This is a genomic window from Methanocalculus sp. (genome assembly GCF_030651615.1).
In the GTDB taxonomy this organism is placed as follows: domain Archaea; phylum Halobacteriota; class Methanomicrobia; order Methanomicrobiales; family Methanocorpusculaceae; genus Methanocalculus.
The window spans coordinates 1-12105 of sequence record NZ_JAUSCG010000065.1 but is presented as its reverse complement, the minus strand read 5'-3'; the positions used below and the strand labels follow the sequence as shown (position 1 = coordinate 12105).

At 49.8% G+C, this 12105-nt stretch carries 14 protein-coding genes; all 14 read left to right on the top strand.

The genetic code is table 11. From position 1 onward, the window contains the following. Positions 1 to 427 (top strand): ferredoxin-thioredoxin reductase catalytic domain-containing protein (locus Q7V06_RS02735; RefSeq protein WP_370650800.1); only part of this gene is annotated, 427 nt, incomplete at its 5' end. Positions 428 to 436: 9 nt separating this feature from the next. Further along, positions 437 to 910 (top strand): peptide-methionine (S)-S-oxide reductase MsrA, encoded by a 474-nt coding sequence (gene msrA / locus Q7V06_RS02730; protein WP_304837718.1) that lies wholly within the window; start codon positions 437 to 439, stop codon positions 908 to 910. Between the two features lie 402 nt (positions 911 to 1312). Further along, positions 1313 to 2140 carry a nitrogenase iron protein gene (nifH, locus tag Q7V06_RS02725; protein ID WP_304837715.1) on the top strand — a complete coding sequence of 276 codons (828 nt, stop codon included), beginning with the start codon at positions 1313 to 1315 and terminating at the stop codon, positions 2138 to 2140. Between the two features lie 27 nt (positions 2141 to 2167). Further along, complete coding sequence (locus tag Q7V06_RS02720; RefSeq protein WP_304837711.1) at positions 2168 to 2494, top strand: P-II family nitrogen regulator; 327 nt, start codon at positions 2168 to 2170, stop codon at positions 2492 to 2494. Between the two features lie 230 nt (positions 2495 to 2724). Beyond that, positions 2725 to 3144 carry a P-II family nitrogen regulator gene (locus Q7V06_RS02715; RefSeq protein ID WP_304837708.1) on the top strand — a complete coding sequence of 140 codons (420 nt, stop codon included), beginning with the start codon at positions 2725 to 2727 and terminating at the stop codon, positions 3142 to 3144. A gap of 19 nt (positions 3145 to 3163) precedes the next feature. After that, positions 3164 to 4789 carry a nitrogenase molybdenum-iron protein alpha chain gene (gene nifD, locus Q7V06_RS02710; RefSeq protein WP_304837705.1) on the top strand — a complete coding sequence of 542 codons (1626 nt, stop codon included), beginning with the start codon at positions 3164 to 3166 and terminating at the stop codon, positions 4787 to 4789. Continuing rightward, positions 4761 to 6149, top strand: a complete 1389-nt coding sequence (locus Q7V06_RS02705; protein WP_304837702.1) for a nitrogenase component 1 — start codon at positions 4761 to 4763, stop codon at positions 6147 to 6149. Before nifD ends, Q7V06_RS02705 begins: the two co-directional genes overlap by 29 nt. Positions 6150 to 6175: 26 nt before the next feature. Next, positions 6176 to 7576 (top strand): nitrogenase iron-molybdenum cofactor biosynthesis protein NifE, encoded by a 1401-nt coding sequence (gene nifE / locus Q7V06_RS02700; protein ID WP_304837699.1) that lies wholly within the window; start codon positions 6176 to 6178, stop codon positions 7574 to 7576. Next, a complete protein-coding gene (locus Q7V06_RS02695) occupies positions 7557 to 8939 on the top strand; it encodes a nitrogenase component 1 (RefSeq protein ID WP_304837696.1) in 1383 nt (460 codons plus the stop codon). The genes nifE and Q7V06_RS02695 overlap by 20 nt, the downstream gene beginning before the upstream one ends. Before the next feature lies 1 nt (position 8940). Beyond that, a complete protein-coding gene (locus Q7V06_RS02690; protein WP_304837694.1) occupies positions 8941 to 9249 on the top strand; it encodes a (2Fe-2S) ferredoxin domain-containing protein in 309 nt (102 codons plus the stop codon). 3 nt (positions 9250 to 9252) lie between these two features. Next, the gene (locus Q7V06_RS02685; RefSeq protein WP_304837691.1) at positions 9253 to 9909 is read left to right on the top strand and encodes a Fe-only nitrogenase accessory AnfO family protein; all 657 of its coding nucleotides are present in this window, start codon (positions 9253 to 9255) and stop codon (positions 9907 to 9909) included. A 27-nt stretch (positions 9910 to 9936) separates the two neighbouring features. Then, positions 9937 to 10770, top strand: coding sequence for a molybdate ABC transporter substrate-binding protein (gene modA, locus Q7V06_RS02680; RefSeq protein ID WP_304837688.1), 834 nt, complete (start codon positions 9937 to 9939; stop codon positions 10768 to 10770). A gap of 43 nt (positions 10771 to 10813) precedes the next feature. After that, the gene (locus Q7V06_RS02675; protein WP_304837684.1) at positions 10814 to 11629 is read left to right on the top strand and encodes an ABC transporter permease; all 816 of its coding nucleotides are present in this window, start codon (positions 10814 to 10816) and stop codon (positions 11627 to 11629) included. Beyond that, positions 11623 to 12105 (top strand): ATP-binding cassette domain-containing protein (locus tag Q7V06_RS02670; RefSeq protein ID WP_304837681.1); only part of this gene is annotated, 483 nt, incomplete at its 3' end. The genes Q7V06_RS02675 and Q7V06_RS02670, both read left to right, overlap by 7 nt.

Sequence of the window (12105 nt, the reverse complement as noted above, 5' to 3'; positions counted from 1 at the left end):
TCACCTGAGCCCTGATTCAGATGCGGTGAAGGCACTTGTCAAAGGGTTGATCGTGAATACCCGGCGATATGGGTATCCTGCATGCCCCTGCCGCCTTTCATTTGGGAAGAAGGAGGATGACCTCGACATTATCTGCCCCTGTGATTATCGTGATGCCGATCTCGATGATTTTGGTGCCTGTTACTGTTCTCTTTATGTCTCACTCGCGGTAAAGACCGGGAGAGAGGAGGTGCAGCCTATTCCCGAACGGCGACCCTCCAGGGCTGATAGGGATAAAAAAGGCGTATCTGCCTCATCTCAGCCATCCGGCTTCTCCCAACCGATCTGGCGCTGCAAGGTCTGTGGCTATCTCTGTGCCCGTATAAACCCGCCGGAGAAATGCCCGATCTGTAATGTATCCAGAGAGCGGTTCGAGCGGTTTGCCTGAGGTGGTATGATGGAACCGGAGAAGGCGACGTTTGCTGCCGGATGTTTCTGGGGTGTGGAAGCGGCATTTGCTGAGGTTGCCGGTGTCGTCTCAACCCGTGTCGGCTATACCGGCGGCACGGTAGAGCATCCGACCTACGAACAGGTATGCACCGGCAGAACAGGCCATGCCGAAGCAGTCGAGGTGACGTTCGATCCGATGGTTGTCGGGTACGATCATCTGCTGATCCGGTTCTGGTCAATTCATGATCCGACGACGAAAGACCGGCAGGGGCCGGATGTTGGTACTCAGTACCGGTCTGCCATCTTCACCCGGACAGACGAACAGTTCCGGAAGGCTGTCGCCTCATTGGAGCGGATGAACGCATCCGGCAGGTTTGGTGGGCGTATTGTCACAGAGATCCTGCCTGCCGATCGTTTCTGGCCTGCCGAGGAGTACCATCAGCAGTACTTCAGGCGGAACAGGCACTCCTGCGGGATCTGAAGAGGGAAGAACCCCTCTCAGGCAGGCGCGTTTTTCTCCCTACTGTGGAGGTTCAGTTCCGGAAAAAAAGCGATTTAGTGGCTTTATTCTGCTATTTTTTTCATCTGTGGGTTGATCTGATACTATCGCGTTTCGCTTGATTCACGATGGAAGGAATATTCCTACGTGTACTTATAAATACTTCTAAAGAGACTCTATACTGTAAACAGTATGATGAGAGGAGGTTTGATGCGACTGATCGCAGGGTGTGGGTGTACAGAATACCTTGATTTCATTCTAAAATGGTGATCTCAACCGAATGATCGGGTAAATCCCGTGTGATGTGGTGTCGAAATGAGATCTCTCAGACTATCGATTATTGAGAGCTATCAGGGAAGTTCAGATGAAAAAACGAGGTTCACGATGAAACGACAAATTGCAATATATGGAAAAGGTGGGATCGGAAAATCGACGACCACTCAGAATACGGTAGCGGCACTTGCAGATAATGGTAAGAATGTGATGGTGGTCGGGTGTGATCCTAAAGCTGACTCCACCCGTCTTCTGCTTCATGGCCTCTGCCAGAAGACGGTTCTGGACACCCTGAGGGATGAAGGGGATGATATCGAACTTGATGAGATCCTCAAACCGGGATTTGGTGGAACAAAATGTGTTGAGTCGGGAGGGCCTGAGCCGGGTGTCGGTTGTGCCGGTCGTGGTATTATCACATCTATCAACCTCCTGGAACAGCTCGGCGCATATACCGATGATCTCGATTATGTCTTTTACGATGTCCTTGGAGATGTGGTCTGTGGTGGGTTTGCCATGCCGATTCGTGAAGGGAAAGCAGAAGAGATCTATATCGTCGCTTCTGGTGAGCTGATGGCGCTGTATGCAGCGAATAACATCTCGAAAGGTATTCAGAAGTATGCAAAAAATGGCAAAGTACGGCTCGGAGGCATCATCTGTAACAGCAGGAATGTTGACAATGAACACGCACTCCTCAAGGCATTTGCAGAAGAGATCGGATCGCAGCTCATCTACTTCGTTCCGCGTGACAATCTCGTGCAACGGGCTGAAATTCATAAAAAGACGGTTATAGACTTTGATCCCGAGTCAAACCAGGCTCAGGAGTACCGCAACCTTGCAGCGGCAATCGATGGCAATACACACTTTGTGATCCCAAAACCGATGGCACAGGAGCGGCTAGAGGAACTGATGATGGAACATGGGTTTCTTGGAGCAATGTGAGGAACAATCCAGGTATAAGGTGATCGTATGTTACTGATACGGGCAATAATCCGGCCGGAGAAGAAGGACGAAGTATTGAGTGCATTGTCTGAGGCGGGGTATCATGCGGCAACCATTATGGATGTCGTTGGCCGGGGGAAGCAGAAGGGAATAACAATCGGCGGAGTCGTCTATGACGAAATTCCAAAGACCCTGATACTGATGGCTATCCCGGATGAAGCAAAAGAAGCAGTTGTTGGGATCATTATGAAGACAGCAAAGACCGGAACTTCCGGATCGTATGGCGATGGCAAGATCTTCGTACTTCCGATGGAGGAGGCATATACCGTCTCAAAGGGGGTTGCGGGATTATGAAAGACGTCAGATCATAATGTGCATTTCGTCTGATCCGGATCATCTCTAAAGAGAGCTTCCTGATTCTGTGCTTTGCATGATCAGGGGATGAACTCTCTTCAGGTGGTCAGGATCAGCCTCCCAACTATTTGGGGATGCGGCATGGACTGGTGTTGGAAGTATAACTGGTACTGTACAGTCTTGATCGTCGTAGGTGGAAGATGACTCTTCAGTGACACTGAGGGATATGAATGAAAGAAATTCTGGCAATAGTACGGATGAAAAAGACCGGTGCAACGAAGAAGGCCCTGATCTCTGCGGGAGTTGCAGGATTTACCGCGATCAGAGTGCTTGGTAGAGGGCGCAAGGTCGAGGACAATGAGGTGATCATGCCGTGTAAAACAAGACTCATGGAGATGGCAGTCGACGATGTCCTGGATCTTCATGATACTGAAGAGGAGATTACGACCTTCCTTGATGGAACCCGTCTCTTTCCAAGGCGGCTTTTCACCATTCTCGTCCATGACGAGGATGTTCCCAGAGTTATTGAAGGGATAATGATTGCGAATAAGACAGATCGTGGTGTCGGAGATGGTGTGATCTTTGTGCTGCCAGTTCTTGATGCGATCCGTATCAGAACCGGTGAGACCGGAGAGGCGGCGATCTGGTGAGGAAGGGGGGTGTGAGTGCATGACGGTAACTGAAGTCCACATAGACGAGATGATGACACCATATCCGGATAAAGTCAGGAAGAACCGGAAGAAGCATATCATTATAAAATCTGCAGAATCTGCAGCCTGTCCGCAAATTGAGGCGAATACAAGGACAATTCCCGGTATCATCTCACAGCGGGGGTGTGCATACGCAGGTTGTAAAGGCGTGGTTATCGGTCCGATCAAGGATATGGTGACGATTACCCATGGTCCTATCGGATGTGGCTACTACAGCTGGGGAACCCGACGGAACAAGGCACGTTCGGATGATCGAACCCCTCCGGAAAAGATATACACAAACCTCTGCGTCTCCACCGATATGCAGGAGAGTGACATCGTCTTTGGAGGAGAAAAGAAGCTCGCAAAGATGATCGATGAGGTTGTTGCGATATTTTCACCACGAGGGATTAATATCTGTGCGACATGTCCCATCGGTCTGATCGGAGATGATATGGGTGCTGTTGCAAAAGAAGCCGAAGAACGGCATGGCATCCCGGTAATTGCCTATAATTGTGAGGGGTATAAAGGGGTGAGCCAGTCTGCAGGTCACCATATCGCAAATAATAACCTGATGGAGAGGATCATCGGATCCGGAACTGATCCGCGGACAGAAGAGTTTGTTATCTACCTCCTTGGTGAGTACAACATCGGTGGTGATGGATGGGAGATTGAACGTATGCTGACGGATATCGGATATACGGTAAACTGTATCCTCACCGGAGACTCTAGCTACGAAGAGATTAAAGATCTCCACTTCGCAGATCTCAACCTTGTACAATGCCACCGTTCAATCAACTATATCGCCGAGATGATGAAGACGAAGTACGGTACTCCCTGGCTGAAGGTGAATTTTATCGGGGTGAATGCGACCATACAGACCCTTCGGGATATGGCCACCTGCTTCAACAACCCGGAACTCACCCGGATGACTGAGGTTGTCATCGAACGTGAACTGGCCCGGATAACCCCCGCACTTGAAAAGTTCCGTAAAATCTGTAATGGAAAGACTGCGTTTGCATATGTTGGCGGCTCACGAAGTCATCACTACCAGTATCTGCTCCGTGATCTTGGTATGGAGGTCATTGTCGCAGGCTATGAGTTTGCTCACCGTGACGATTATGAAGGGCGGGATGTCATCCCGACGATCAAGACTGATGCAGACTCAAAGAACATCCCTGAACTTCATCTGACCCCGGATGAAGCGCTCTATCAGGAGGCACATCTTCATCTTGGTCTATCAAAGGAACAGTATGATACAATCGCGGCCCAGGTCCCTCTTGGAGATTACGAGGGGATGTACCCGATCATGCGGGTGGGTCGGATCATGGTGGATGATGTGAACCATTACGAGGCTGAAGAGATGATACGGCAACTCAAACCGGATCTGGTATTCTCTGGGGTGAGGGATAAGTATATCTCCCACAAGATGGGTGTCCCCTCAAAACAGCTGCATTCGTACGACTATAGCGGTCCGTATGCAGGTTTCAACGGGGCCGTCATATTCGCCCGGGATGTGGCAGATGCACTGGTTACCCCTGCATGGAAGTTGATCACTCCTCCCTGGGAGGAAAAAAATGGTAATCGGAGTGATAGTGATGCTTGAATGTATTCCGAGAAAAGCGATTGATCATACTGTTGGAAAGATCAATCCCGCTAAGACATGTCAGCCTCTCGGAGCGATGTATGCAGCACTTGGTATCAACAGGTGCCTTCCACACAGTCATGGATCACAGGGGTGTTGTGCATACCACCGTATGGCACTTACCCGGCATTTCCGTGAACAGGTCCTCGCCTCATCCAGTTCTTTCACCGAAGGAGCTTCAGTATTTGGCGGTGCTGCGAATCTTAAGACTTCAATAAAGAATATCTTTGAGATATACAACCCCGACATCATCGCTGTCCATACCACCTGCCTCTCGGAGACGATAGGTGATGATCTCTCCACGATCATCAAACAGTCGGAGGTTCCTGAAGGGAAGGTCGTTATTCATGCCAACACCCCAAGTTATCAGGGGTCCCACATCACAGGGTTTTCGAATATGTGCAGAGGGATCGTCTCCTATCTGGCAGAATCAGATGGAACTCAAAAGAAGAACCGGGTGAATATAATCCCGGGATTTGTTAATCCAGGTGATGTCAGGGAGATACGCAGGATTGTAGAAGAGATGGGGGTTGAATCTGTCATCTTTCCTGACACCTCCGGTGTCCTTGATGCACCCCTGACGAGCCGGTATGAACAATATCCTGATGGAGGATCAAGAGTTGAAGATATCCGTGACTCCGGAAACTCAAAGCTTACCCTCTCTCTGGGATCGTTTGCATCTGATGCTGCCGCATCACTTCTCCAGGAGAAGTGCGGCGTTCCGGGGATTCCACTGAAACTTCCAATCGGCCTGAAGGCAACTGATGCGCTTATTATGGCTTTGAAAGAAGCGTTTGGAGTTGCCGTCCCAAGATCCCTGGAGATCGAACGTGGACAGGTGATCGATACCCTCATCGATACTCATCATCATTATCAGGGGAGGACGGTTGCGGTCTTTGGTGATCCGGATACGGTAATAGCCCTCACCGAATTCCTGCTGACGATGGGGATGGTTCCAAAGTATATCATCACCGGTACCCCTGGTAGCCTGTTTGAAAAACAGATTTGGGAGATGTTGGCAGAGGTCGGGCTTACTGACTGCCGGGTAAAGGCAGATGCCGATCTCCTTGATCTCCAACTATGGATCAGGGAGAGCCCTGTGGATCTCCTGATTGGTACAACTCATGGGAAGTATATCGCCCGTGCCGAGGATATCCCGCTTGTGCGAGTCGGATTTCCTATCTTTGATCGTGCGGTTCACCCGCTGATGCCGATTGTAGGATATCGCGGATGTCTCAGGCTCATCGAGCAGATCAGTAACACCCTCCTTGAGCGTCGCGATCGCGACTCTACGGATGAAGACTTCGAACTGGTCCTTTGAAGATTACAAGAGAGGATGGTGATATAGTGGAAAATACCTGTTCCGTGGAGCCGAAGGCATTCATCAACGAACGCCAGGGCTCCATCATTGCCTCCGGGAAGAGCAGAGCCAACATCCATTGTGCAGACGACAGCCTTGCAGGGTCTGTCAGTCAGCGTGCCTGTGTCTACTGTGGTGCAAGGGTTGTTCTGAATCCTGTGACCGATGCCGTTCACCTTGTTCATGGTCCGATCGGGTGTGCGACGTACACGTGGGATATCAGAGGGAGTTTGTCAAGCGGTTCGGAGATGTACCGAAAGAGCTTCTCGACAGATATGAAGGAACGGGATGTTATCTTTGGAGGTGAACGGAAGCTTGCTGTCTGTATTGACGAGATTGTGATGAAATATCATCCCCCTGCAATATTTGTCTACTCAACCTGTGTTGCAGGGATGATAGGTGATGATATCGTTGCGGTCTGTAAGCTGGCATCAGAAAAGCATGGGACTGAGGTCATCCCGGTTGAGTCGACAGGTTTTAGTTCGGGGAATAAGATCGTCGGCTATCGTGCAGCTGCTGATGCCCTCCTCCGTCTGATCACGCCAAAAGATGGTGTTGATGTGAAGAAGACGAAGAAACTCAATTTCCTTGGTGAGTATAACCTTGGCGGGGAGAAGTGGCTCATCGAAGGATATCTTCAGGAGATGGGAGTTGGTATAAATGTGGCTTTTACCGGAGACTCATCTGTTGCTGCACTGAAGCAGGCACCGGGTGCATCTTTAAACCTGGTACAGTGCACCGGATCGATGCACTGGCTGGCAATGAGACTTGAAGAGGAGTTTGGTATCCCCTCTATGAGTGTGAACTTCTTCGGAGCAGAGAATACAGCCGAGAGTTTGAGACGGATCGCCCGGTTTTATGACGATGAGGAGATCATCAGGAGAACTGAAATCCTCATTGAACGTGAGATGGGGCGTATTTTGCCGGGAATTCGATGGTATAAAGAGAAGCTCGTGGGAAAGAGGGCAGCTATCTATGTAGGCGGGGCCTTCAAAGCAGTCGCTATCATCCGTCAGCTTCGGGAGCTTGGAATGGAGATCGTCCTGACCGGTACACAGACCGGAAAACCGGAAGAGTACGAGAATCTGAGCAATCTTCTCGATGAAGGGACGATCATCATCGATGATGCAAACCCTGCGGAGATCGAGAAGTTTCTCATTGAGCAGAAGGTCGATGTGATGGCTGGCGGTGTCAAGGAGCGTGTACTTGCCACCAAGCTCGGGGTTGGGTTTGTGGATCATAATCACGACAGAAAAGAGTGTCTTGCCGGATTTGATGGTGCGATAAACTTCGCCCGTGAGGTGTACATCACAACCTGTACACCGGTGTGGGGTCATATCCGATCCCCGTTCAATATGGAGGCAGCAGATGGAAGTCATGACGAGTGATCACCAGGTACGATCGGTCAACGAGGATCAGTGCCAGATGTGCATGCCCCTTGGAGGTGTCATTGCATTCAAAGGGATTGAGGAGACGATGGTTCTGATTCATGGCTCACAGGGTTGCAGCACCTACATGCGCCTCTCAAATGTGGAGCATTATCATGAACCGGTTGATATTGCGTCTACTGCATTAAACGAGAAGCAGACGATTCATGGTGGTGAAGCAAATCTGAGGAAGGCCCTTGATAATGTGATCCGGGTGTACAATCCTTCTGTCATCGGCATCCTGACCACCTGCCTCACCGAGACGATGGGAGAGGACCTTGACCTGATGATCTCGGCATATAAGCATGATCGAAATCTTCAGGGTGTGGATATCATCCCGGTACCTACCCCAAGTTACAGCGCTAGCCATACCGAAGGTTTCTGGTCTGCAACGAGACGAATCATTGAGCACTATGCACGCGCCACCGCCGAAACATCGGGAATTAATATCATTATCCCTCATATCAGCCCGGCGGATATCCGTGAGATCAAGAGGATCATCGACCTCTTTGGTATAGAATATACACTGATCCCGGATTACTCAATGACGATGGACCGGCCGTTTGGAGGGAACTATCAGAAGATTCCGCCCGGAGGAACGGTCCCGGCAGATATCGCACGGATGCCCGGTGCACAGGCGACGATCCAGTTTGGACTCACCTGTCCAGAACAACTCTCTCCTGGTGAGTTCCTCCGAAGGAAGTATAATGTTCCGTTGTTCTCCCTCCCTTTACCGATTGGTCTGAAGAACACCGATCGGTTCATTTCAGTTCTTTCGGAACTGAGTGGCAGACCGGTTCCGGAGGTACTTCTCCTTGAGAGGGGCTGGCTCCTCGATGGTATGGCAGATGCACATAAATACAATGCCGAAGGGAGGCCTCTCATCTATGGTGAACCTGAACTTGTCTATGCACTCTGTACCCTGTGTGCAGAGAACGGGGCGACTCCACTCGTGGTTGCAAGCGGGACAAAGACCGGCAATCTTGAGACCCTCCTCTCCCCGATACTGCCTGATGCCTGTGAGAAGACGATATTCCTTGAGGGGACGGACTTTGCCGCAATCGATCAAGCTGTTGAAGACCAACGGGTGAATGTGGCAGTCGGCCACTCAGGAGGGCGTTTCCTGACGGAACGGCGAGGTATACCTGTACTACGTATCGGATTTCCTATCCATGATCGGATTGGTGGTCAGCGTATCCGATCTGCCGGATATGCAGGCACACTCTCATTTCTGGATCGGTTTACCAATGCATTGCTTGAGATGAAGTACGGATCATATCGGCAGCACTGTCTTGAAGAGACAAGGGGTAAAGGAGGTTATTGAGATGGAGAAGCCAGTAAAACATATCTTTGTCTGTTCAAGCTTTCGGCAGAACGGCATGCAGAAAGGGTTCTGTAATGCACAGGGCTCATCAGAGATCCTTATGAGATTTATTGAAGAGATTGACGATCGGGAGCTTGGGGGGGAGGTCTTCATCAGCAGTACCGGATGTCTTGGTATCTGTGAGAAAGGACCTATAGTAGTTGTTTACCCGGATAATGTCTGGTATGGCTCTGTTACTCTGGATGATGTCCCTCTGATCGTGGACTCGCATATTGAAGGTGGAACTCCTGTGGAAAGGCTGGAGATATAGACGATGTGCAGGAAGAATCATATCGAAGATCCCGTTGAAGTTGCAACTATTCTGAATGAGAGCGGGGAGTGCACCCGGCTCTCTGATCCCGGTTTCATCGTCGTCTTCAGGAAGATGGAGTGTATCTGGGAGGCGGATCGTTGCATGCCTTTCTCACTTGATGGAGAGAAGGGTCTCTCTGACCTCCGTCTGAAAGTACGGGATCTCCTATCATTCATCGGTAATTGTAGGGTATTTGTTGCGGAGAGTGCAAGTGGTGCCCTTTTCTTCGAGCTGGAAAAGGCAGGACTTTCAATGTATGAACTCTCCGGAAAACCGGATGAGTTTCTCGATCATATTCTTAAGGATGAAGAGATGAGGATCGGATCTCCTCCGGCACAAGAGGATGGAGATCTACCCATTCCAAAAGAGCTGACGCCTGGGAACTACGTCATATCGATTAAAGATATTCAGGTTGTAACACCTCATCTGAGCAGCAAACAGGTTCTCCAGCGATTTGTCCGAGACGGTAACTTCGCATCCCTTGAGATCGTCTGTGATCACCTTCCCCCCTGGATCGAGATTGATGCAGAGAATCTGGGAATGATCCTCGAAACCGACTGTTCCGGTTCCTGTGAGGTGTTAGTCAGGTTAACGAAGACATCTCAGATGAATAGCTAAATTCTTTGGTTTTGGAGGATTTTTCATATGACGATACGACGAACGGTTTCAACAGGTGTACTTGTCTTCCCTGTTATCCTCCTCATACTTTTTGCAGGTTGTACCGGATTGGTGCCGACAGATGGGAGTGGTATTTCAGAGGAAGAGATCACAGTATTCTCTGCCGCATCGCTCACAGGAGCAATCACGGATCTCTCTGGATTATTTGAGGAGAAATATCCGGGAACTGTTGTCATTCACAACTTCGACAACTCCAATGCTCTCCGGACCCAGATCGAGCATGGTGCAAAAGCGGATATTTTTATTTCTGCGGATATGGGCCAGATGACCGCACTGCTTGAGAAGGGTTGTATTGATGAGCAATCCGTTGTTATTATCCTTGAAAACGCCCTCGCTGTTATTATCCCTGTAGAGAATCCTGCAAGTATCACCGAGATCAGGGATCTTGGATATCCTGGTGTTCGTCTGGTGATCGGAGCAGATGGGACGCCATTTGGGAGATATACCCGTGAAATCCTTGAAAAGTACAGAGATGATCCCCAATATGGATCGGTGTTTGTAGACACAATCTATTCAAATATTGTATCCGAAGAGATGTCAGTTGGTAGTGTGATGCCAAAAATTATTCTTGGGGAGGCTGATGCAGCATTTCTCTATAAATCCGACATTCTGAAGAGGTACAATGATCAGGTTATCCGGATAGAAATCCCGGAGGCGTATAATGTCGTCGCCAGGTACCCGGCAGGTATCCTGAAGGAGAGTGCCAACAAAAACCTTGCAGAGGAGTATGTGAACTTTCTGACAGGGCCTGAAGGAGGCATTCTCCTGAGAGAGTATGGTTTTGATCCCACCCATGTGTGAATGGGTGCTGGAGAGGAGAAGACTACAGATTAGGTACACGAATATGATTTGGACGAATAATCTCTCGATTGAAGGCTCTCCACTCAAAGTGGTGATGGGGATTGTGGTCGTCCTTCTGCTCATGTTCATCATGGTCCCTCTGCTGGCGCTCTTTTTGAGAATAACTCCGGGTGAATTCGTTGATGCCCTCTCAAATCCAATCGTCACCGAAGCCCTTACTCTCAGCCTGATGACGGCTCTTGTAAGTACCATCATTGTGATCATCGCAGGCACTCCTGTTGCGTACCTCCATGCACGATCTCACTATCCTGGAAAGGAGGTGATCGATTCGGTGATCGATCTCCCCATTGTCCTTCCCCCGGCAGTAGCGGGTATTGCACTCCTGATGGCATTTGGACGATATGGTCTTATAGGGGCATATCTCAACGAAGTCGGATTGTCTATAGCATTTACCACTCTTGCAGTTATTTTTGCCCAGATCTTCGTCTCCTGTCCATTTTATATCAGGCAGGCACGAGCAGGATTTGAGGCTGTTGACAGATCGTATGAGGATGCTTCACGAACACTTGGTGCAGGACCGGCTGCGACATTTTTCCTTGTAAGTATCCCGCTCTCCCTCCCATCACTGATCTCAGGTGCGGTAATGACTTTTTCTCGTGCCCTTGGGGAGTTTGGTGCAACGATAATGGTCGCGGGTAACTTTCCCGGAAGGACACAGACGATGCCGCTTGCTATTTATACTGCAATGCAGTCGGATCTCAATGCCGCACTTTCGCTCTCAATCATCCTTGTGGTCATCTCGTTTGGTGTGATCGTTATTGTAAAATTTTTCTCTGGAAGAGGTGTATACCGTTGTTAGAAGCAGTATTCAGACGGAGACTCAGGGACTTCGAACTCACATTCGAGATCGGTCTTGGTCCTGGTGAGATACTCGTCCTCACCGGTGATAATGGGGCGGGAAAATCGACGGTTCTGAACATCTTTGCAGGGCTAATGCATCCTGATTCCGGATTGATAAACCTTGGTGGGCAGATCCTCTATAATTCTGAAAAGGGGATCTGTTCCCCACCTGAGCGGAGGAATGTAGGATATGTGTTTCAGCACTACGCACTCTTCCCTCACCTTTCGGTATCGAAAAACGTTGCATTTGGTCTCAAGAGGAGAGGATTACCTCATAATGAGGTGATTCTCCGGGTTGATGAGGTCCTCAGTTTAATGGGTATCCTACCCCTCTCTGATCTGCCGGTTACCACACTCTCCGGTGGTCAGAGGCAGCGTGTTGCCCTTGCTCGTGCCCTTGTTCTGAAACCGGATCTCCTCCTCCTCGATGAACCT

Bases quoted from the DNA above. Each gene is read 5' to 3' on its own strand.
- msrA (WP_304837718.1), top strand. From the start codon at position 437: ATGGAACCGGAGAAGGCGACGTTTGCTGCCGGATGTTTCTGGGGTGTG.
- nifH (WP_304837715.1), top strand. From the start codon at position 1,313: ATGAAACGACAAATTGCAATATATGGAAAAGGTGGGATCGGAAAATCG.
- Q7V06_RS02720 (WP_304837711.1), top strand. From the start codon at position 2,168: ATGTTACTGATACGGGCAATAATCCGGCCGGAGAAGAAGGACGAAGTA.
- Q7V06_RS02715 (WP_304837708.1), top strand. From the start codon at position 2,725: ATGAAAGAAATTCTGGCAATAGTACGGATGAAAAAGACCGGTGCAACG.
- nifD (WP_304837705.1), top strand. From the start codon at position 3,164: ATGACGGTAACTGAAGTCCACATAGACGAGATGATGACACCATATCCG.
- Q7V06_RS02705 (WP_304837702.1), top strand. From the start codon at position 4,761: ATGGTAATCGGAGTGATAGTGATGCTTGAATGTATTCCGAGAAAAGCG.
- Q7V06_RS02695 (WP_304837696.1), top strand. From the start codon at position 7,557: ATGGAAGTCATGACGAGTGATCACCAGGTACGATCGGTCAACGAGGAT.
- Q7V06_RS02690 (WP_304837694.1), top strand. From the start codon at position 8,941: ATGGAGAAGCCAGTAAAACATATCTTTGTCTGTTCAAGCTTTCGGCAG.
- Q7V06_RS02685 (WP_304837691.1), top strand. From the start codon at position 9,253: ATGTGCAGGAAGAATCATATCGAAGATCCCGTTGAAGTTGCAACTATT.
- modA (WP_304837688.1), top strand. From the start codon at position 9,937: ATGACGATACGACGAACGGTTTCAACAGGTGTACTTGTCTTCCCTGTT.
- Q7V06_RS02675 (WP_304837684.1), top strand. From the start codon at position 10,814: ATGATTTGGACGAATAATCTCTCGATTGAAGGCTCTCCACTCAAAGTG.